Origin of the sequence: Arthrobacter sp. 8AJ (genome assembly GCF_902506025.1) — a bacterium.
Lineage (GTDB): Bacteria > Actinomycetota > Actinomycetes > Actinomycetales > Micrococcaceae > Arthrobacter.
On record NZ_LR733289.1, the window covers coordinates 2411323 to 2431436 of the forward strand.

The following is a 20114-nucleotide window of genomic DNA, read 5'->3' on the forward strand; positions in this document are numbered from 1 at the left end:
AGGGTTGGCGGTCACTGGACATCCTGGAGGTTCTTGGCTTCTTCGGAGGATTTGAGCTGCCAGGGAACGCTGGCCACCATGACTCCCGGTTCAAAGTGCAGCCGGGTCTTGATGCGGAGGGCGGTCTGGTTGTGAACCAACTGCTCCCACCACTTGCCCACCACGTACTCGGGGATGTAGACCACCACTAGGTCCCGCGGGGAATCCAGGCGCATCTGCTTGACGTAGTCCATGATGGGCGTGACGGTCTCGCGGTACGGGCTGGCGAGCACGGTCAGCGGCACCGGGATCTCAAGTTTTTCCCAGTCCGCGATGGTGTGTGCGGTCTCGTCCGGGTCGATGTCCACGGTGATGGCGTCCAGCCGGGAGGGGCGGGATGCCCGCGCGTAGGCCAGGGCCCGCAGCACCGGCTTGCGGACGTGGGAGACCAGCAGGACGGCGTGGACCCTGGTGGGCAGGGCGCGCGGTGAGGAGTCCTCGTCCACGGCGAGTTCCTTGGCGACGTTGTCGTAGTGGGCCCGGATGCTCCACATGATCAGGAAGAGGATGAACATGGCCAGCAGGGCAATCCAGGCGCCCTGCTGGAACTTGGTGATGAGGACGATGACCAGCACCAGGCCGGTCATGCCGAAGCCGATGCTGTTGATGGTCCGGGACTTGATCATCTTCCGCCGGACGGCCTTGTCCTTGGCCAGTTTCAGCTCGCGCCCCCAGTGCCGGATCATGCCGAGCTGGCTGAGCGTGAAGGAAATGAAGACGCCGACAATGTAGAGCTGGATGAGCTTGGTGACGTCCGCGTCGAACGAAATAATGAGCACCAGGGCGCCTGCCGCGAGGGCCAGCACGCCGTTGCTGAACGCGAGCCGGTCGCCGCGGGTCCGGAGCTGGCGGGGCAGGTAGCCGTCCTGGGCGAGGATGGAACCCAGGACCGGGAAGCCGTTGAAGGCGGTGTTGGAGGCGAACACCAGGATGACGCCGGTAGCGGCCACCACGATGTAGAAGGGGATGGACCCTTCGCCGAAGATGGTCTGCGCGATCTGGCTGATGGCCGGGTTCTGGATGTAGCCCTCAGGCAGCGGGCTGCCGTTCAGCAGGAATTCCTTGGCGGGGTCCAGCACAATGTGGACCTTGGTGGCATTTGCCAGGTAGATGATGCCCGCCAGCATGGCGGCGCCGATCACGCCCAGGAGCAGCAGGGTGGTGGCTGCGTTCTTGCTCTTGGGGTGCCGGAAGTTGGGAACGCCGTTGCTGATGGCTTCGACGCCGGTCAGGGCCGCGGCGCCCGAAGAGAAGGCCCGCAGCAGCAGGAAGGCGCCGGCCAGGCCCACCAGGCCCTGGTCGAAGCCTTCGGCGGGAACAATGGTGAACGCAGCCGACGGCGCCTCGCCCAACTGCCCCGTGGCGGCCTGGAACATGCCCACCGCGGTCATGCCGAGGATGGACGCCATGAAGATGTAGGTGGGGACGGCGAAGACGCTGCCCGCTTCCTTGATGCCGCGCAGGTTCACCAGGGCCAGGATGACGACGCCGATGGTGGCGATGACGGCCTGCTCGCCGTGCAGCGAGGGCACAGCCGTGGTCAGGTACGCCGCGGCGGAGGACATCGACACGGCGACGGTCAGGACGTAGTCCACCAGGAGGGCGGACGCCACCGTCAGGCCGGCGTACTTGCCCATGTTCTCGTTGGCGATCTCGTAGTCGCCGCCGCCTGACGGGTACGCGTGGACGTTCTGCCGGTAGGAGGCCACCACGGTCAGCAGCACCACCATCACCGCCAGGCCGACCCACGGAGAGATCGCCACGGCGCTGACACCGGCCAGTGCCAGGGTGAGCAGGATCTCGTCCGGTGCGTAGGCTACGGAAGAGAGGGCATCGGACGCAAAGATCGGCAATGCGATCTTCTTGGGAAGGAGGGTGTGGGCCAGTCGGTCATTCCGGAAGGGCCTGCCCACCAGCACGCGTTTGACGGCGTTCAGTATTGTCAACACCCCACAAAGCTAGTCTGATTCGCGGACGATGTCATGACGGGCCGCTGCCAGGCCTAACAAGGGCCATGCCGGTAGAGTTCTAGCTGCACGATCCTGACTTAGATACAAAGGAGATACGGTGGCGCATTTCGTGATCATGGGATGTGGCCGGGTGGGGGCAACGCTGGCGCACACGCTGGAGGATGCCGGTCATTCCGTGGCCATCATCGACCAGGATGACCGCGCGTTCCGCCGGCTCCGCCAGGGCTTCACTGGCCGGAAGGTGACCGGTGTGGGCTTTGACCGCGAGACCCTCAAGCAGGCAGGAGTTGGCGAGGCCTACGCCTTCGCCGCCGTTTCCAGCGGTGACAACTCGAACATCCTGGCCACCCGGGTTGCCCGCGAGACCTTCCACGTTCCGCATGTCGTCGCCAGGATCTACGATCCGGGTCGCGCCGAAATCTACCAGCGCCTGGGCATCCCCACGGTGGCCGCCGTCCGCTGGAGCGCGGACCAGGTGCTGCGCCGCATCCTTCCCGAACAACATCTCGCCGGTGATTTCCGTGAGCCCTCGGGCCGGCTGGTCCTGGCTGAACTGGACCTGGACGCCGGCTGGATCGGGCACCGGATCAGCAGCATTGAGAAGGCCGCCGATGTCCGCGTGGCCTATGTCACCCGCTTTGGCGAGGGCCTGCTGCCTGGCGCCGGAACGGCGTACCAGGACGGTGACACCGTGCACGCCATGCTGCAGGTGGACCGCAGCGCACAGATCGCCCAGATCCTCGCCAAAGCCCCCGCCAAGGAGTATCAGTGAAAGTCGTTATCGTCGGCGCCGGCAGCGTCGGATCATCCATCGCCAGGGAATTGCTGGCGCATAAGCACGAGATCCTCCTGATCGACCTCAAGCCCGAGGTGATCGGCCGCAGCGGCCTGCGGGGCGCCCACTGGCTGGTGGGCGACGCGTGCGAGCTCTCCACGCTGCAGGGCGCCAAGGTGGAGGACGCCGACGTCGTAGTCTCCGCAACGGGCGATGACAAAGTGAACCTGGTGGTGTCCCTGCTGGCGAAGACCGAGTTCGGTGTTGGCCGCACCGTGGGCCGGGTGAACAACCCGAAGAATGACTGGATGTTCAATGACTCCTGGGGTGTTGATGTAGCCGTCAACACCCCGCAGCTGATGACCGCCCTCGTGGAGGAGGCAGTGGAGATCGGTGACCTGGTCCGCCTGCTGACGCTGCAGACCGGGGTGGCGTCCCTGGTGGAATTCACCGTGCCCCACGACTCCCACGTCATCGGCATGACCGTGGGAGACATTCACTGGCCGGAGGACGCCACCCTGGTGGCCATCCTGCGGGACCAGGCGCCGATTACGCCCAGCAGGGACGACGTCATCGACGGCGGGGACGAACTTTTCTTCGTCACCACCATTACTGCCGAGGACGGACTGCGGGAGCTGCTCTCGTCCGCCCCGGGCAGCATCGACGCCGGGGAACAGGCCCCGGGCAACGGCCAGCCGGCCACCGCGGGCGGCCACGGCCATGCTTTGGACGACGACGGCTTCGACGGCTAGGCCGGCCGCCGCGAGGCCTGGGCGTCAGGCCGTACGGTCTGCGCCGGCTTCAGGCTCGGCCGGAGCAGGCCGGGTTACCAGCCACGCAACCCAGATCCCGAGGATGTACAGGGGTGCGCCCATGATGAGGCGGGTGGTGGCGAGTGCGGCGAGGCCGTCGGTGCCCATGAGGTAGAGGGGCACCTGCACGATGAGCCGGAGCGCCAGGACCGCGACAATGATCCACGTGCCCAGCCGGTATGCCTTGACCCGGGCCGGTTCCTTGCGCCACTCCACGCCCTCATTGCGGATGAAACCGAAGAGGAGGCCCGCCACGGGCCACTTGACGGCAATGGAAAGGACCATCGCCAGGATGTAGGCGCCGTTGGTGAAGAAGCCGGGAAGGTAGAAGTCCTCCGCCTTTCCGGTGGTGTTGGCCAGCCAGGCGGAAATGCCGACGCCGGCCACTCCCGCCAGCGCCTGGGTCAGGGGGCGCCGCTGCACCAGCCGGACCACGGTGAACACAGCTGCCGACGCCAGGGCGGCCACCAGGGACAGGGTGAGCTCGCGGGTGATGGTGAAGGCCACCAGGAAGACAAGGCCGGGAACGATGCTCTCCGCAATGCCCTGCACTCCGCCGGCGCTCCGCAGGACGTCCACGCGTCCGTCGTGGGTGCGGTGGAGTCCGGCCTTTGCAGCGTACTCAGCGGCGAGGCCGGCAACCGGGGACGGACCTGGAGCCTGAGGGCCGCCCTGCTGCTGCCCGTTCCTGCCGGGCTTCTCAGGTCCGGTGGGCTGTTCGGGCTGGTGCGCGGTCATTCGTTCTCCTGGCGGGACAGTATCTCGTAGCGGGGATTGAATATGGTGGGCATGTCCTTGCCGCGGGCCAGCATCCCCTCGACCCGGATTTCCGCACCTGCTTCGATGCCCGGCACCCGGCGGCGGCCCAGCCAGACGACGCGGAGCCGCGGTGGCCGGCCCTGTCCCGGAGCGGCCGGACGTGCGGCGTCGTCCTCCGAAACGATGGCGCTGAATTCGGCAGTCCGGTCGGCAGGTACAAACGTCACGGAGTCGATGTGTCCCTGGCACGTGACGCGGCCCCGGTCGGGGAGTTGGCCCAGCGGAGTGATCCCACGCGGTGACTGCGTGGCTCCGTCCTGCGGGGACTCAGCCGATCTGGGTAATTTCGGGACCACGTTCGGGCTCCTCCAGGGTGGGTGCGGCGGGCGGAGGAGTGGCTGAAGCGTCCTTGGGCAGCCTGAGCTGCAGAAGATCGCGCGGCGGCATGGGGCTGTCCCCGCGGACCACCACGACCTGCCGGAACAGGGACTCGAGCGGTTCCGCGGCGGGGCGTTCCAGCGCGGCGGGTCCACCCAGGACGCCGCGCAGGAACCAGCGGGGACCGTCGACGCCGATGAAGCGGGCCACCCGGTAGCCCTGGCTGCCGTCCGGAAGTCCGGCGGGCAGCTTGGCCACCAGTTCGGTGCCGAAAGCGCCTTCGATCTCTTCAACCTGGCCGCCCTGCGCGCCGACTGACTGGCCGATCTGTTCGCGGATCTCGTCCCAGAGCGTCTCTGTCTTGGGGGCGGCGAACGCCTGCAGCTGGAGGCTGGAGCCGTTAAGGTCCAGGGTGACTGCCACTACCCGCTGCGTTGCCTCTTCCACCTCAAGGCGGAGCTGAAGGCCCTCGCTCGGGGTGATGAGCAGGGCGCCGAGGTCAACAAAGCCGTCGCGGCTGCTGATTTCGGACTCGTCGAAGGGGCCGTCCTGGCGGCGGGCGGCAGTGCCCGGTTCGCCTTCTCCGGCCTCCGCGATCGTCAGCTCGTCGGCCGGCTGCGCCGGCTCTTCATTCTTTGCTTTCCTGCCGAGCCCAAAGACCATGGGTGACTCCTTAATCCTGAAAATGTGCCAGTTCTGAATGGTGCCGGTGGGAACTGCGGAGGTCCCGCCGTCGTGCGTGCTGGCGTGGCAGCGGGTGCGTCCTGGTGTCAGGCTCCGGGGACGTTGAAACCGCCGGTGGACCCAAAGCCGCCCGTGCCGCGCACGGAACCGCTCAACTCGCTGACAGGAATGAACTGGGCGTACTCCACCCGCTGGATGACCATTTGGGCAATTCTATCGCCGCGGCGCAGCTCAATCGGCTGGGAGGAGTCGGTGTTCAGCAGGGTCACCGAGATCTCGCCCCGGTAGCCCGCATCGACGGTGCCGGGCGCGTTGACGATCGTGAGGCCGTGCTTGGTGGCCAGGCCGGAGCGGGGGTGGATCAGCGCCACGAACCCTTCCGGAAGTGCGATAGCGACGCCGGTGGGGACCAGTTTGCGCTCCCCCGGCAGCAGGACCACGTCCTCGCGGGCACGGAGGTCTGCGCCGGCGTCGCCCGGATGTGCGTAGGACGGCGCTTCCAGCTCCGGATCCAGCATTTTCAACTGGACCTGCAGGGTGGTCACTCACTCTAACCCGCGCCCCCGAATCAGTCCTAAGGAGCCCGCGGCCACGGCACTGGCCGGGAGGCTTGCCTCAAGGTGAAATAGCGGGCCAAAGGTGGAAAGCTTGGGCTATGCCCGAATCAAGCTCGCCCGCGTCCGTTCCCAGCACCCCCTCCACTGGCGGACCGGTTATTTACCGGGAGAAGCTGTGGCCCAACGCCTGGATCTGGGTTATCGCAGCCGGTGTCTCCGCGGCCGGCATCCTGGTCTTCGCCCCCATCAGCATGGCAGCGGGCTACACCGCGGCACTGGTGCTCCTGGCCATCATCACGGTCCTCCTGGTCCTTTCCACGCCTTCCATCACGGTGACGCCGGACGCCCTCACTGTTGGACGGGCCACCATCGAACGCCGCTTTGTGGGCGGTGTGCAGCAGTTCACGTCCGGCGAAGCGACGGCGGAGCGCGGCACCCGGCTGAACGGGCTGGCCTACCTTTGCATCCGCGGCTGGATCGATCCGGTGGTGAAGATCGAAATCACTGACCCGGCCGACCGGACCCCCTACTGGCTGGCCTCGACCCGCCACCCTGACCAACTGACGGCAGCCCTGGCCCGCCGCTGACACTCCCGTTACGCCCCGCCCGGGCCCTGATCCGGCGGAAAATCACGGCGCGCCCTGCCTCTTGAGCCAAATCCGCACCGCCGGGTGGCAGAGTTTCGGTTGATAGTAATGCCAGGGTGGAGGATTTGTATGCAGGATCTACGGCTTGTAGGCGTGCACGACGACGGGACGCATCTCCTGTTGAGCGGGGCCGGCGGCGAGATGTTCCAGCTGCCGATCGATGAGGCCCTCAGGACGGCCAGCCGGTCCACGGCGAAACCGAGGACGGAGCGGCCTGCCGTTCCCATGTCCCCCAGGGATATCCAGGCCCGGATCCGTGCGGGTGCCACCGCTGCCGACGTCGCGGAGTTGTCCGGGATGCCGCTGGCCAAGGTGGAGCGCTACGAGGGCCCGGTGCTGGCGGAACGCGAGTACGTTGCGCAGCAGGCACGGAAGGTTGAAGTCGCGGCACCCTCCCCCGGCCACGACGTCTACCGGTCCGCGTTCGGCGACAACCCGGCCACGCTGGGCGACATGGTGGCGCACCGGCTTTCGGCCCACGGCATCGACCCAGGCACTGTGGAATGGGACTCGTGGCGGCGCCAGGACGGCACCTGGACTGTCTCGGCAAGCTTTGAGGCCAAACCCGGCGGGACCTCCGGAATCGGGGAAGAGCCGCCCGCGCTGTGGACCTTCAACCCCGGCCGCAAATCGCTGCAGAACACCAACCGCTGGGCACAGCAGCTGAGCGAACTCGAGCCTTTGGACGGCCCCGTTCCCGCGCGCCGCCTCACGGCGGTTTCCGACCGCCCCTTCGATTTTGAGACTGACGCGGACTCCTCCAAGGCATCCTCTGGGGGTCAGGGTCCTGCGCAGGAAGCCGCAAAGGAATCCGACGGCCTCCTGGACATGCTCCGGTCGCGGCGCGGCCAGCGGCTGGGTGTGGACGAAGATTCGGACGACGCCCTGGCGCTGCTCCTGGCCCATGGCGTCCCGGCTGCCCACCCGCGGCCTTCCGAGGTAGCCGCCGAGGCCGCTCCTGAGCCGGAATCGGAGGACCCCGAATCCCAGGACGGGCCGCAGGACGCACCGGCCGCCCAGGGGGATTCGTTCATCCGGCGCCGTGATGCAAGGCCGTCAATGTTGTCCCGGCTGAGCCTGCTCCCGCCGCACCGGGACGGCAACGATGACGCCCTGCGGCTTCACGACGGCGTCAGTACCGACACCCGGGAAATCACCATTGCGGCGTCCCCGCAGAAGCCGTCCGGTTCCGCGCCTGCTGCCGGGTCCGGTAACTCCGGCGGCGCCGGGCTGGATGAGCTGCTGGGCAGCAATCCCCGCCGCCCGGCACCCAAGCAAAACGATGCATCCCCCTCTACCGGGCAGTTGCCCGAGACCGAGGCGCCGGAACGGCCTGCCCGGCCCAAGCGTTCCAGCGTCCCGTCCTGGGACGAGATCGTCTTCGGCACACGGAGCGACTAAAGGCTCTCTGCCGGCACCCTCAGGGGTAGTTCCTCCAACTGCTGCATGCTAGGCTCCCCGCACACCATCGGTCAGAAGCTGCACTTACCCCTGGAGGTTCGCTGTGCCGGACACCACCTGCCACATGTCAATGTCCCTGGACGGGTTCGTCGCCGGGCCTGACCAAAGCCGCGAGAACCCGCTGGGCAAGCGGGGGCTTGAACTCCACGGCTGGCACATCGGCGATCCCCGCGCCAACGAGGCCAACGGGATCGCGGCTGATTGGCTGATGCGCCCGCGGGGAGCCTACGTGATGGGCCGGAACATGTTTGGTCCCGTCCGCGGAGACTGGGACGAGGACTGGAGCGGATGGTGGGGCCCCGAGCCGCCCTACCATGCGCCGGTGTTCGTCCTTACCCATTACCCGCATGATCCGATCCAGATGGAGGGCGGGACAACCTTCCACTTTGTCACCGACGGCTTCGATGCGGCGTACGCGGCGGCGCTCGAGGCAGCCGGGGGCAAGGGAGTGGATATTGCCGGCGGAGCATCCACCGTCCGCCAGGCGCTGGCCGCCGGCGTGATCGACGAGCTCACCCTGGACATCGCTCCGGTTTTACTCGGTTCGGGTGAACGGATTTTTGACGGCATTGAATCATTTGGCTTCGAACCCGTCGAGGTACTCCACTCTCCCTTGGCCACGCACATCCGCTACCGCCGGACGGCCCAGTAGCAGTCAGCGCTGCTCAACCCGGCCGTGCGCCGCACATGGGCGCATCACACGGCAAGGTGCTGGAGGAGGGCATCTTCCAGAAGGCTCCGTTCTCAGGCTTGTTGCGGGCCTCGGGCAAGAACCCGGACGGCCATCCCGGAGGCCATTGGGCAGGTTCCCAGTCCTGGTGTTCGCTTTGGTAGTGGCGGCCGGTGGGTGAGGTCCAGCCGGGTGGTTCGTTCTTCGTGGCGGCCGTGGGTTTCCAGGCGGTGGTGTGGCGGAGTTTGTGGTGTTTCGGGCAGGGCTGTCCCAGGTTGCTGATCCCGGTGGGGCCGCCCTTGGCCCAGGCGAGGATGTGGTCGGCGTCGTTGTCCAGGGAGTTGTTGCTGCAGCCCGGGAACGGGCATTTGCCATCCCGCAGCCGCAACCACGCCCGCATGGCTTTGGTGACCCGGTAGCTTGTCCGGCCGATTTCCAACGGTGCCCCGTCCCGAGGATCCACCAGCACCCGGTAGAACGTGCCAGCACCGCCAGCGACGAGTGCCCTGGCCATTGACGGCGGGATGGGGCCGTACCCATCCAGCACCGCCGGTTCATCCGTCACGCCCATCAGCGAGAACACCGGAACCGTGACCAGCACCTGCGCACGGATCGGCGACTGCACACCGTCCCGGACGGCACCCTCAACCTCGGTGAAGCTGCCGCTGGAGCTGACACCGCCGCCGGTGTCGCCGACGTTCGGAGTGCTGTTGGTGAGAATTGCGTTGGCGAAGGTGTCGGCCCGGAGTTGGGGCATGCTGCGGGGCTCGTCCGGTCCCTGCCTGCCCCTGGCGGCCGCGGTAAGCCGGTTCCACCCGGCCAGGGCCTGGTCCGCGGGCAGGTACGCGGACAGCCAGGCCATCCCGTCCTGGTCCGGCCGGAACTCCACCCGCCGCTCCGCGACCCCTTTGGCATGGCGTTTTTCGATGGACCCGGCCTGGTGGCGTTCCCGCCAAGTCCGGGCCTTGGCCTTGAACCGGTGCGCCGGCAACTGCCCCACCGGGCACCCCCGCGCCGGGTCCGGGGCGTCCGGGTCCAGGAAATGCGCTTCCAACGCCGCAGCCCCATCAGGATCAAGGCACGCTGTCTCGTCCGACATCACCACCGCGTGGCTCCAGGAGATCACTCCCGCCTGCAAAGCTTCCAGCGTGCGCGGCAACGTCGCCGTGACCGCGTGCGAGGTGACCAGGAACGACGACGCCGCCCGCGGCCCCAGGGCCAGCACACACCCGATCTCCGCCGCGACCGCCATCTCCTGCGCACGCACCGGAACATCCGGCCCCGCAACAACGTGGGCGGTGTCCGAGTACGTCACCGCCGCCCTGGCCTTCAACCCAGCGATCCCGGCCTCAACCTCACGGGACCCGGCCAGAATCTCCAGGCAACCATCCGCCAACCCAGCCAACGGATCCGCCGCAGAAAAAGGCACCACACCGGCCCCATCAACCTCTGCATTCAGCACGGCAAGGGCAGCCTTGATCTCCCCGAACGCCCTCGCCACCGCTGCCTTCCCCATAAACCCATCATGACAAAGGGGTACGACATTTTGAGTCGGAGCCGCAAGGAAGCGCTTCTGCTTCCCGGAATGGAGGCGCCGGTGCGGAAGTTCGGATACGTGCGGGGAAGGGTCAGCCCTTCGAGCCTGTCCCCCGGCCCTCGCCGGGTCCACCGGAGCCGTGCCAAAGGCAGGCATCGACGTCGAACGGCAGCAACTGGTCCTGCTGTGCCATCAGGGATGCGCCGTGAGCCGTCACCCGCCTCATGAAGTGTCGCCGGCACAAGGTTTCGTACCCCACCACCGGAACATGCCCTGCCTCGGGGGCAGCGGCTTCCACCACCATGTCCACATCGCCCACCACCACCTGCGCACCTTCGGTGACCATGACGCCGTCGACCGTCCTGGCATTGTGGGTGGCGCGGCGGCCGCACCAGCACAGCGCCTCCACCTGGAGCACCTGCACCCGGTCGGCGAGCTCGATCAGGCGCTGCGAGCCAGGGAACAGCCTGGTGCGGAAATCAGCGGTGATGCCGAACGCGAAGACGTCGACGTCGATCTCGTCCACCACTTTGGCCAGCTGCTCCACCTGTTCGGGCGTGTAGAACTGTGCTTCGTCGCAGATCAGGTAGTCCACACGCTGCCCCTGGGTGCGGCGGATCATGACTTCCTCCCAGAAGTCGGTGCTGTCCAGCACCTCCACGGCGTCCGTCTCCAGACCCAGGCGGCTGGAGATCCGGGACTCACCGGCGCGGTCGTTGCGGCTGAACCGGACACCGCCGCGGCCGCGGGCCCGGTGGTTGTAGTCCATCTGCAGGGCCAGGGTGGACTTTCCGCAGTCCATGGTGCCGGAGAAGAAGATGAGCTCAGCCACGCCGGCGGTTCCTTCCTTCGGCCGTGAAGCAGAGCAGCGGGACCTCCCGCTCAGCCTTGGTCAGCGAGCCGTGCTGGCCCACCACCTCCATGGCAGTCGGCCGCATGCGCCGGCCATCGTAAAGCGCGACGGCGTCCCGCGCCGCGATCATGACGTCACCGATCCTGCCTTCAACAGCGGGCCGGACATCCTTGCCGAAGAGTCCCCCGGCCACGGCTTCACCGCGTGTGAAGGCCCAGATCCGGTCGCCGAACCGCGCCTTCCAAGCCGCCAGCAGCCGCTCCGCGCCGCCGTCCGACAGATGCGTTTCTTCAAGGTACAGGTGGACCATCCGTGGTTCACCTGCCGTGTGCCGGACGCCCTCCACCAGGGCGGGGTCCGTGGAGAAATCGATCCGCTGCGGTTCGGCCACGTCCAGCATCCCGTGGTCTGCCGTGAGCAGGATGGTGGTGCCGGCGGGAAGGGTGGAGTTGAGCCGCTTGACGGTGGCATCGAGCTCTTCCAGCTGGTGTTCCCACTGCTCGGAGCGGCAGCCGTAGCGGTGGCCGGCCTTGTCCAGGTCGTTGACGTAGAAATACATGAGGGACGGGCCGGATGCTGCCATGGCTTCGGCCGCGGCGGCGGTCCGGGCATGGGCGGTTGTCCCCGGAATGAACCTGCCGCCCCGGAGTGCGGCCCGGGTCATGGGCGAGCCGTCGAACTGGGAGAGGCTGACCGTGCTGACGTCCACCTGTCCGGCGATCCGTTCGAACACGGTAGGGAACGGCTGCCAGGCCGACGGATCGACGCCCGGATCCCAGTTCCCCAGCAGGTTGACCACCTTGTCCTGGTCAGGGTCCAGGACGTCGTAGCCCACCATGCCGTGCTGGCCGGCAGGAAGCCCGGTCCCAAAGCTGGACAGGGCCGCTGCTGTGGTGGAAGGGAAGGCGGAGTCCAGCCACACCGGGACGTCGCCCTGCCCGGCCTGAAGCACAGAGCGCAGGAAGGGGGTGTGGGCGGATTTCTGCTTGAGGAGGTTCCGGCCCAGTCCGTCCGCGAGGACCACGCACACCCGTGAGGCAGCAGGGAATCCGAGGGTATTGGCAAAACCTTCCACCCCAAGGCTTGCGGCTGCACTGGTCAGCACTTCAGCGATGGAACGATGCCCGTAGGCGGGAGCAGGCGGAAGGTCGGGGGTGCGTCCGGAGGCTTGTGCGGCGTGGTGGCGGTCTACCGGCATCAGCGCTGCTGGTGCCCGCGGCTGAGCCGGTTGCCGAACACTCCGGAGCGCGGCCGCGGCGCCATGGACTGGGCGTGGGATACGGGGGCGGCGGAACCGGTGTTGACGGCGCGCAGGGCCCGGGCAAACAGTTTGGCGTCCTGCACGGCCTGCAGCCCGTCAGCTTCGGCGCTGATCCGGAGCACGATGTCCTCCTGCGCAATGGTTCCGGTGTAGCCGTGGTCCGCTTCGCACTGCGGATCGCCGCAGCTGGCCGGACCCATGTCCAGCCGCTGGCCGCCGGACCATGCGATGGACAGGGTCAGTTCCCGGACCGGGTCGGAGGGCTTGTAGTTCTGCGGCTGCGCGTACATGTAGCTGAGGACCACCGACCTGATCTGGGACACGGGAACGGACTCCGTGGAGATCTGGGCGACGATCTGCTCCCCCGCCTCATCCAGCTGCTGGTCGTCCACATGGGTGATGACCAGCATGTCCGCGGTGAGGACCAGGACGGTGATGTGGCGGCGCACTTCTGCCCGGTCGAAGTGCGTTTCCAGGTGCACCAGGTGCGCCACGCAGTCCCGGCCATCCAGTGCGTCATCGACAACATCGGATACCAGGCGGGGGTAGAACCCGGCCTTCTGCAGCGCGTCCTCGAGGCTCTGGCCCTGGACTCCGTGGTTGTGTGAGCTGTGCTGGCGGACTGCCTGGTTTTCGTTTCCGGGCGTTTCGGGCGCCGACGCGGGAGGCTGGAAGCTCATGCCCCCATTTTCACAGATCGGCCGGTCACTTGCTAACCGCCTCAGCCCAGCATGGCCCGGCGGGCGCTGTCGGTGCGCTGCGCGGCGTTGCCGATCCGCACGTCCGCGGCGAGGATGGTGGCCCCGGACGTGCCGCACAGGACAGGGTTGAATTCCACCAGTGCGATCTCCGGATGGTTGTCCTTCATCCATGCCAGCCTGCCCGCGAGGTCCTCCAGCGCGTGCACGTCCACGGCCGGCAGGCCCTGGTAGCCGAAGAGCTTCCGGGACGCCCTGGGCGCCCGGATGAAGTCGTGGACATCCGCCGCCGAAAGCGGCGGAACCCGGTGGGACCAGTCGTCCAGGAGGTTGACGGCGTCACCGGCGAGGCCGAACGAGATGACCGGGCCCAGCAGGGGGTCCTCGATGGCCCGGAACGTGCACGCCTGTCCCACGGGAGCCATGGCCTGGACTTCGAGGGCCGGATCTCCGTAGGCAGCGAGCGCACGCCGCATCTGCAGCACATTCAGGCGCAGCGATTCGGCGTCCTCGATGCCAAGCCGCACGCCGCCGAGGTCCAGCCGGTGGCGGAGGGCAAGTTCGGTGGTCTTCAGCACCACCGGCCAGCCCAGTGAGTCGGCGGCGGCGACCGCCTCATCCGGAGTGGTGAACGGCGCCGAGGGCAGGACGGAAATACCGTAGTGCCCCAGCAGGGAGGCGGTTGCCGCCGGGTCCAGTTGCTTGAGCTGTTCGCCCGTGACATCCCGCAGCAGTTCATCGATCTCAGCCGCCGCCTGCCGCGGGTCGCAGCCGGCGGGCTCCACGAAGTGCCCCTGGTCGCGGGCGGCCCATTCCGCGTACCGGACCACCGCGGCGAGGGCGGCCACCGCGGCGCCGGGGTTTGAGAAGCAGGGGACGGTGCACCCCTCGGTTCCCAGCAGGCCCTCTACGTTGATGGCGGGGTCCAGGATTCCGGTGAAGGCTGCCACCACCGGTTTCCCTGCGCTTGCGGAGCATTCTGCGAGGACCTGGGCCACCGCGTCGACCGTCAGCCCGCGGGCAGGCAGCAGTGCGGCGACGGCGGCGTGGACGGCGTCCGAGGCAAGGGCGTCAAGGAGGGCCTTCCGGAGCAGGGGCAGGGCCACGGACTGTCCGGCGTCCAGGTCGAGCCCGGAAACCACCTGCGCCACTCCCAGGCCGTGAGCCGCAGCGCTGTCCGCCACCACGTTGCCCAGCGCCTGGGAGTTGCTGAAGATGGCGACGTCGGGCCCGGCTGGGAGCAGCCTTCCCGACACCACCTGTGCCACATCCACCAGTTGTTCCACGGTTTCCACCCGGATCACGCCGGACTGGCGCAGCATGGCATCCAGCGCTCCCGCCGGCGCCTGCGTGGTGCGGACGGCATGGCCTGGTGGCAGGCGCAGCCCCATGGTGTCGGATTTGGCGACGATGACCGGCTTGGTGCGTGCCAGCCTGCGTGCGATGCGGGAGAACTTGCGCGGGTTGCCGATCGATTCGAGGTACAGGCCCACGGCGGAGGTGTCGGCGTCGTCCTCCCAGTACTGCATCATGTCGTTGCCGGAAACGTCCGCCCGGTTGCCCGCCGAGAGCAGGCTGGACAGCCCCAGCCGGCGCCGGCTGGAGGCGGCATACAGCGAGACGCCGATGGCCGCCGACTGGCTGAACAGGCCCAGGCTGCCGCGCAGCGGCATGGTGGGCGCCATGGAGGCGTTCAGTGAGACGTCGGGGTGGGTGTTGGCGATGCCCAGCGACGCCGGCCCGATCACCCGCATCCCGTTCGCCCTGGCCTGGCGCACCAGGGCGCGCTGCCGCTGGAGCCCGCGTTCGCCGTCGTCCGCGAAGCCTGCGGAGGCGATCACCACGCCCTTGACGCCCGCGGCCGCGCACTCTTCCACCACGCCGGCGACTTCCTCGTAGGGCACGGCGATCATGGCCAGCTGCACGGGCTGGGGAACTTCGGAGAGCTTGCCGTAGGACATCATGCCCGCCAGTTCCAGCGCCTCCGGGTTGATGGCGTACACCGGGCCGTGGAAACCGCCCTCGATGATGTGCTCCAGCAGCTGGTACCCCACGGTCCCCCACCGGCGGCTCGCCCCGATGACGGCAACGGACGACGGCGCCAGCAGCTCCCGGACGCTCCTCGCCTCCGCGCGGTGCTCGCGGGATTCCATCACGGCACGGGATTTTTCGGTGGGGTCGACGTTGAATTCCAGGCTGACGACGCCGTCGTCGAAATGCCGCTTGACGTCGTAGCCGGCGTCGGAGAAGACCATCAGCATCTTGCGGTTCTCCGGCAGGACCTCGGCGGTGAACTTCCGGATGCCGTTTTCGTGCGCCGCGGCGGCCAGGTGCTCCAGCAGGATGGACCCGATGCCCCTCCCCTGGTGGGCGTCGGCGATGTTGAAGGCGACCTCCGCCTCGGTGGGATCGGTCAGCCGGTCATACCGGCCGATGCCGATGATTTCGCCGCCAATGGTGATGACGAACGCCACCCGGTCCTTGTAGTCCACCTCGGTGAACCGCTTGAGCTCCTTGGCGGACAGCCTGGCCTTGAACGCAAAGAAGCGCATGTAGATTGAATTCTGCGACTGCCCGGTATGGAAGGCCTGGACGGCGTCCGCGTCCGACGGGTGGATGGGCCGCAGATGCGCTGTCCCGCCGTCCCGCAGGACGACATCGGCTTCCCAATGTTCCGGATATTCGCCGTCCCCGGGCTGATCCACCATAGGCTTAGCCTAGCCAAAAACTATCGCAGCACACCCTGTGGCTGCGCAGTAACCGCAGAAGGATCCACCAAACCCCATGGCCCGCCGGCAAAGTTCAAAACCCATCGTGGACGACAGCTACACGGAAAACATCGTCGATATCGACGTGACGTCCGAAATGCAGGGCTCCTTCCTGGAGTACGCGTACTCGGTGATCTACTCCCGGGCCCTGCCGGATGCGCGCGACGGGCTCAAGCCGGTACAGCGCCGCATCCTGTACATGATGAGCGACATGGGCCTGCGCCCTGACCGCGGCCACGTCAAGAGCGCCCGCGTGGTGGGCGAGGTCATGGGCAAGCTGCACCCGCACGGCGACGCCGCCATCTACGACGCCATGGTCCGCATGGCGCAGGACTTTTCGCTGCGCCTGCCGCTGATCGACGGGCACGGCAACTTCGGCTCGCTCGACGACGGCCCGGCAGCACCGCGGTACACCGAGGCCAGGCTGGCGGCGGCCGCCCTCACGCTCACCAACCACCTGGACGAAGACGTGGTGGACTTCGTCCCCAACTACGACAACCAGCTGACCCAGCCGGACGTCCTGCCCGCCGCCTTCCCCAACCTGCTGGTCAACGGCGCCACCGGCATCGCCGTCGGCATGGCCACCAACATGGCCCCGCACAACCTGGTGGAGGTCATCTCCGCCGCCCGGCACCTGATCGCCAACCCCGACGCCACCCTGGATGACCTCATGCGGTTCGTCCCGGGCCCGGACCTGCCCAGCGGCGGCCGGATCGTGGGCCTGGACGGCATCCGCGACGCGTACGCCACCGGCCGCGGATCCTTCAAGACCCGCGCCAAGGTGGAGGTCGAACAGCTCTCCGCACGCCGCACCGGCCTGGTGGTCACCGAACTGCCGTACATGGTGGGCCCGGAAAAGGTGATCGAGAAGATCAAGGATGCCGTCAACGCCAAGAAGCTGACCGGCATCAGCGACATCGTGGACCTGACGGACCGGAAGCACGGGCTGCGGCTGGTCATCGAGCTGAAGAACGGCTTCAACCCGAACGCGGTCCTGCAGCAGCTCTACCGCTACACGCCGATGGAGGACTCCTTCGGCATCAACAACGTGACGCTGGTGGACGGCCAGCCGCAGACACTGGGCCTGGTGGACCTGCTGTCCGTCTACGTCAACCACCGGATCAACGTGGTCCGCCGCCGGACCGTCTACCGCCTGGGCAAGAAGAAGGACCGCCTGCACCTGGTGGAGGGCCTCCTGATCGCCATCGTGGACATCGATGAGGTCATCCAGATCATCCGGTCCTCGGACGAGGCCGCGGCGGCCCGTGAGCGGCTGATGTCCATCTACGACCTCACCGAGGTCCAGGCCAACTACATCCTCGAACTGCGCCTGCGGCAGCTCACCAAGTACTCCCGGATCGAGCTGGAGAAGGAGCAGGACGAGCTGCGCCGCGAGATCGCGGAACTGCAGGCCATCCTGGACTCCGAGGAACTGCTCCGCACCGTGGTCTCCGACGAACTGGGCGCGATTGCCGAGGAACACGGCACCCCGCGCCGGACGGTCCTCCTGGAGTCCGAGGCCGTGTCCCCCACCGTCGCCGCTGCCGAGCTTGCCGGGGCAAAGAAGGGCAAGGCTGCGCCGCTGTCCCTGGAGATCGCTGACGACCCCTGCTGGGCCATCCTCACCGCCTCCGGTCAGGTGGCACGCACCAGCACCCAGGAACCGCTGGCCGAGGCTGGCCCCCGGAGCAGGCACGACGTGTACACCTCGGTGGTCAAGACGTCGGCCCGCGGCGAAATCGCGGCGGTCACCTCGCAGGGCCGGATGCTCAGGCTGCAGGTCATGGACATGCCGGTCCTGCCGCCCGTGGCCGGCCTGCCCAACCTGGCCGGCGGCGTGTCGGCCAAGGAGTTCCTGACCCTGGTGAAGGGTGAAACCCTGGTGGCGTTCGTGCGGCTGGATGAAGTCCTGGCCATCGGCACCGCGCAGGGCGTGGTGAAGCGGGTCCAGCCGGACTACCCGCTGAACCGGGAAGACTGGGAAGTCATCGCCCTGAAGGACAAGGACGTGGTGGTGGGAGTCGCTCCGGCCGGGGCCGATGACACCGAACTGGTGTTCCTCACCCGGGAAGCACAGCTGCTGAAGTTCCCCGCAGCCGTGGTCCGTCCCCAGGGCCGAACCGCCAGCGGCATGGCCGGGATCAAACTCGCCGCGGGCGACCAGGTGATCTTCTTTGGTGCCGTACAGCCCCAGGACGAGGCCGCCGTCGTAGTCACCATCGCCGGGACCAACGGCGCCCTCCCAGGCACCGCCCCGGGCACGGCCAAGGTCACCGCATTCTCCGAATATCCGGCCAAGGGGCGTGCCACTGCAGGGGTCCGGTCGCACCGGTTCCTCAAGGGCGAGGACATGCTGCTCCTCGCGTGGGCGGGCCACGGGCCGGCCAAGGCGTCCTCCGCCGGCGGAGTGGCGCGGTCACTGCCGCAGGAACACGGCCGCCGTGACGGCTCGGGCGTCCCGCTCTCCCAGGCCGTGGACGTGGTGGGGCCGGCCATGGCATGGATGGACGGCGGCGCAGCAGGGGACGCCGCGGAGTAGGGCCCGTCGCGGAGCAGGGCCCGTGGCGAAGCAGGGCTGCGGCCACCTCCGGCTCAGCCGGCTACGTCCCTGCGCCTGAACCCGGCGACGGCGAACGCCACCAGCACCGCAATGGTGCCCGCGGCCACCAGCACAATGTCGCAGCATCCCCATCAGGAGCCGGATGGTGGTGGTCTTGCCTGCCCCGTTGGGACCCAGGTATCCGAACACCTCGCCCGGTCCAATGGTGAGGGTCACGTCGTCGAGCGCTGTGTTCCGGCCGCACCGCTTCGTCAGGCCCGACAGCTGCACCATACTCTGCGCGCCCAGGCGCGCTTCCGGGCTCATGCGGCCACGCTGGCCGGGCCGCTGCACCCGGCCCAGAGTCTTTTGGCCCGCACGGCTTAGACTGCTCCCATGCCTATCGTTCCTGATGAAAAGGACTGGACCTGGGTCCTGTCACGGCCCTGCCCGGAATGCAATTTCCATGCCTCCACGGCCACCCCTGCCACGGTTCCCGGAAGCATCGAAAGCTTGATTCCCCGGTGGCTGGCCGTCCTTCGCCGGCCGGACGCGGCGGAGCGCCCCGACGGGCAGACGTGGTCGGCGCTGGAGTACGCGTGCCATGTGCGGGACGTCTTCACCCTTTTCAACCAGCGCCTGAACCTGATGCTCGCCGAGGATGGCGCCCGCTTCGCGGACTGGGACCAGGACCGGACAGCCCTTGAGAAGGACTACGCCAACGCCGATCCATCCGAGGTGGGCCCGGAACTGGCGGCGGAAGGTCACGAGGCCGCCGAGTCCTTCGCCGGCGTCCCGGAAGAGGACTGGGGCCGCAAGGGCCTGCGCAGCAACGGCTCGGAGTTCACCGTCCTGACGCTTTCACAGTATTTCCTGCACGACGTGGTCCATCACCTGCACGACGTCGACGGCTGACGTCCGGGGTCCGCCGGCCCCCGAAGCCGGTGCGGCGAAGCGCATCCGGCAACGCTCAGCGCGAGGGCGCCAGGGATCCTCGGGGCTGTCCGGCGGAGGTTGAAAGCTCCAGCCGGGCGTCGCCGGCGTGGATGTCAGCCGGGTTGTGCGTCACCAGCACCACGGTGCGGTCCCGCAGTCCGGCGCGCAGGTCGGCCAGCATGGCGGCCGCGGATCCGGCATCGAGGTGGGCGGTGGGTTCATCCAGCAGGATCACTTCCGCGCCCGTCAGCAGGGTCCGCGCTACCGCCAGGCGCTGGCGCTCGCCGCCGCTCAGGAAGGCACCGCCGGGCCCGATCCGGGTGTCCAGCCCCGCCGGCAGCCGGCCCACCAGCGCGGAGAGTCCGACGGCGGCCAGGACGGCCTCCAGGTCGTGGTCCCCTGCCGGAGTCGCGCCGTTGGTGGCGGGCCGTCCCAGCAGCAGGTTTCCCCGGATGGTGGAATCGAACAGGTGGGCTTCCTGGGGGCACCAGGCAGCCCGGCCGGTGACCAGGACCTGGCCGGATGCCGGTGGCAGGAAGCCCAGCAGCACCGAGAGCAGCGTGGATTTGCCGGAACCGGACGGTCCGGTGACCGCCAGCCAACGTCCCGGGACTGCCACGGCATCCACGCCGGAGAAGACCGGAGAGCCGCCCGGCCATGCCGCGGCCAGACCCACCAGTTCAACGCCTGGTGCATTCCCGGCCCTGGCGGGAACAGGCTGCAGGCCCTCGGGGGTTTCTCCGCCGCCAGGGGTCCGGCCTCCGTCAGGG

Annotated in this window: 18 protein-coding genes and 1 pseudogene; 7 read left to right on the forward strand and 12 right to left on the reverse strand. The window is 68.0% G+C overall.

Features of this window, described 5'->3' with window-relative positions:
• Positions 1-11: 11 nt before the first annotated feature.
• Entirely contained in the window at positions 12-1988 is a 1977-nt protein-coding gene (locus tag BACI349Y_RS11260; RefSeq protein WP_159632172.1) for an APC family permease, read from the reverse strand.
• Positions 1989-2106: 118 nt separating this feature from the next.
• On the opposite strand from BACI349Y_RS11260, the gene BACI349Y_RS11265 reads away from it, so the two are divergent.
• Positions 2107-2781 carry a potassium channel family protein gene (locus tag BACI349Y_RS11265; protein WP_159632173.1) on the forward strand — a complete coding sequence of 225 codons (675 nt, stop codon included), beginning with the start codon at positions 2107-2109 and terminating at the stop codon, positions 2779-2781.
• Positions 2778-3536, forward strand: coding sequence for a potassium channel family protein (locus tag BACI349Y_RS11270; protein ID WP_159632174.1), 759 nt, complete (start codon positions 2778-2780; stop codon positions 3534-3536). Before BACI349Y_RS11265 ends, BACI349Y_RS11270 begins: the two co-directional genes overlap by 4 nt.
• A 24-nt stretch (positions 3537-3560) precedes the next feature.
• On the opposite strand, the gene BACI349Y_RS11275 is transcribed toward BACI349Y_RS11270, so the two are convergent.
• The 4 genes from BACI349Y_RS11275 to dut form a co-directional block, all read right to left on the reverse strand.
• Complete coding sequence (locus BACI349Y_RS11275; RefSeq protein WP_159632175.1) at positions 3561-4334, reverse strand: DUF3159 domain-containing protein; 774 nt, start codon at positions 4332-4334, stop codon at positions 3561-3563.
• Positions 4331-4582: a hypothetical protein gene (locus BACI349Y_RS11280; protein WP_307489592.1), complete on the reverse strand. Its 252-nt coding sequence runs from the start codon at positions 4580-4582 to the stop codon at positions 4331-4333. The genes BACI349Y_RS11275 and BACI349Y_RS11280 overlap by 4 nt, the downstream gene beginning before the upstream one ends.
• Positions 4583-4682: 100 nt before the next feature.
• Positions 4683-5396, reverse strand: coding sequence for a DUF3710 domain-containing protein (locus BACI349Y_RS11285; protein WP_159632176.1), 714 nt, complete (start codon positions 5394-5396; stop codon positions 4683-4685).
• Between the two features lie 107 nt (positions 5397-5503).
• Positions 5504-5962: a dUTP diphosphatase gene (dut, locus tag BACI349Y_RS11290; protein WP_159632177.1), complete on the reverse strand. Its 459-nt coding sequence runs from the start codon at positions 5960-5962 to the stop codon at positions 5504-5506.
• A 110-nt stretch (positions 5963-6072) separates the two neighbouring features.
• Between dut and BACI349Y_RS11295 the strand changes: the two genes are divergently transcribed.
• The 3 genes from BACI349Y_RS11295 to BACI349Y_RS11305 all read left to right on the forward strand — a co-directional run bounded on the left by BACI349Y_RS11295 (position 6073) and on the right by BACI349Y_RS11305 (position 8734).
• Positions 6073-6561: a DUF3093 domain-containing protein gene (locus BACI349Y_RS11295; RefSeq protein ID WP_159632178.1), complete on the forward strand. Its 489-nt coding sequence runs from the start codon at positions 6073-6075 to the stop codon at positions 6559-6561.
• 129 nt (positions 6562-6690) lie between these two features.
• Entirely contained in the window at positions 6691-8022 is a 1332-nt protein-coding gene (sepH, locus tag BACI349Y_RS11300) for a septation protein SepH (protein WP_159632179.1), read from the forward strand.
• Between the two features lie 124 nt (positions 8023-8146).
• On the forward strand, positions 8147-8734 hold the full coding sequence (locus BACI349Y_RS11305) for a dihydrofolate reductase family protein (protein ID WP_201302429.1): 588 nt from the start codon (positions 8147-8149) through the stop codon (positions 8732-8734).
• 13 nt (positions 8735-8747) lie between these two features.
• Here the strand turns inward: BACI349Y_RS11305 and BACI349Y_RS11310 are convergent, their stop codons facing one another.
• The 5 genes from BACI349Y_RS11310 to BACI349Y_RS11330 form a co-directional block, all read right to left on the reverse strand.
• Positions 8748-10268 carry an HNH endonuclease signature motif containing protein gene (locus BACI349Y_RS11310; protein WP_159632181.1) on the reverse strand — a complete coding sequence of 507 codons (1521 nt, stop codon included), beginning with the start codon at positions 10266-10268 and terminating at the stop codon, positions 8748-8750.
• A gap of 112 nt (positions 10269-10380) precedes the next feature.
• Entirely contained in the window at positions 10381-11121 is a 741-nt protein-coding gene (locus BACI349Y_RS11315) for a thymidine kinase (RefSeq protein ID WP_159632182.1), read from the reverse strand.
• Positions 11114-12340: an alkaline phosphatase family protein gene (locus tag BACI349Y_RS11320; protein ID WP_159632183.1), complete on the reverse strand. Its 1227-nt coding sequence runs from the start codon at positions 12338-12340 to the stop codon at positions 11114-11116. The genes BACI349Y_RS11315 and BACI349Y_RS11320 overlap by 8 nt, the downstream gene beginning before the upstream one ends.
• A complete protein-coding gene (locus BACI349Y_RS11325) occupies positions 12340-13083 on the reverse strand; it encodes a DUF5998 family protein (RefSeq protein ID WP_159632184.1) in 744 nt (247 codons plus the stop codon). The genes BACI349Y_RS11320 and BACI349Y_RS11325 overlap by 1 nt, the downstream gene beginning before the upstream one ends.
• A 41-nt stretch (positions 13084-13124) precedes the next feature.
• Positions 13125-15809 carry a bifunctional acetate--CoA ligase family protein/GNAT family N-acetyltransferase gene (locus BACI349Y_RS11330; RefSeq protein WP_159632185.1) on the reverse strand — a complete coding sequence of 895 codons (2685 nt, stop codon included), beginning with the start codon at positions 15807-15809 and terminating at the stop codon, positions 13125-13127.
• Between the two features lie 76 nt (positions 15810-15885).
• Between BACI349Y_RS11330 and BACI349Y_RS11335 the strand changes: the two genes are divergently transcribed.
• Positions 15886-18408: a DNA gyrase/topoisomerase IV subunit A gene (locus tag BACI349Y_RS11335; RefSeq protein WP_159632186.1), complete on the forward strand. Its 2523-nt coding sequence runs from the start codon at positions 15886-15888 to the stop codon at positions 18406-18408.
• Positions 18409-18546: 138 nt separating this feature from the next.
• Here the strand turns inward: BACI349Y_RS11335 and BACI349Y_RS11340 are convergent.
• Positions 18547-18735, reverse strand: a pseudogene (locus tag BACI349Y_RS11340) (ATP-binding cassette domain-containing protein); the annotation flags it as partial.
• Positions 18736-18804: 69 nt separating this feature from the next.
• Here BACI349Y_RS11340 and BACI349Y_RS11345 point away from each other — a divergent pair.
• Entirely contained in the window at positions 18805-19323 is a 519-nt protein-coding gene (locus BACI349Y_RS11345; RefSeq protein WP_159632187.1) for a DinB family protein, read from the forward strand.
• Between the two features lie 55 nt (positions 19324-19378).
• Here the strand turns inward: BACI349Y_RS11345 and BACI349Y_RS11350 are convergent.
• A partial coding sequence (locus tag BACI349Y_RS11350; protein WP_159632188.1) for an ATP-binding cassette domain-containing protein occupies positions 19379-20114 on the reverse strand: 736 nt, incomplete at its 5' end.

What these genes read in the sequence shown, in the direction of transcription:
- BACI349Y_RS11330 (WP_159632185.1), bottom strand. Translation starts at nt 15,809, where the DNA reads ATGGTGGATCAGCCCGGGGACGGCGAATATCCGGAACATTGGGAAGCC.
- BACI349Y_RS11335 (WP_159632186.1), top strand. Translation starts at nt 15,886, where the DNA reads ATGGCCCGCCGGCAAAGTTCAAAACCCATCGTGGACGACAGCTACACG.
- BACI349Y_RS11295 (WP_159632178.1), top strand. Translation starts at nt 6,073, where the DNA reads ATGCCCGAATCAAGCTCGCCCGCGTCCGTTCCCAGCACCCCCTCCACT.
- BACI349Y_RS11325 (WP_159632184.1), bottom strand. Translation starts at nt 13,083, where the DNA reads ATGAGCTTCCAGCCTCCCGCGTCGGCGCCCGAAACGCCCGGAAACGAA.
- BACI349Y_RS11275 (WP_159632175.1), bottom strand. Translation starts at nt 4,334, where the DNA reads ATGACCGCGCACCAGCCCGAACAGCCCACCGGACCTGAGAAGCCCGGC.
- BACI349Y_RS11320 (WP_159632183.1), bottom strand. Translation starts at nt 12,340, where the DNA reads ATGCCGGTAGACCGCCACCACGCCGCACAAGCCTCCGGACGCACCCCC.
- BACI349Y_RS11305 (WP_201302429.1), top strand. Translation starts at nt 8,147, where the DNA reads ATGTCAATGTCCCTGGACGGGTTCGTCGCCGGGCCTGACCAAAGCCGC.
- BACI349Y_RS11285 (WP_159632176.1), bottom strand. Translation starts at nt 5,396, where the DNA reads ATGGTCTTTGGGCTCGGCAGGAAAGCAAAGAATGAAGAGCCGGCGCAG.
- sepH (WP_159632179.1), top strand. Translation starts at nt 6,691, where the DNA reads ATGCAGGATCTACGGCTTGTAGGCGTGCACGACGACGGGACGCATCTC.
- BACI349Y_RS11345 (WP_159632187.1), top strand. Translation starts at nt 18,805, where the DNA reads ATGCCTATCGTTCCTGATGAAAAGGACTGGACCTGGGTCCTGTCACGG.
- BACI349Y_RS11310 (WP_159632181.1), bottom strand. Translation starts at nt 10,268, where the DNA reads ATGGGGAAGGCAGCGGTGGCGAGGGCGTTCGGGGAGATCAAGGCTGCC.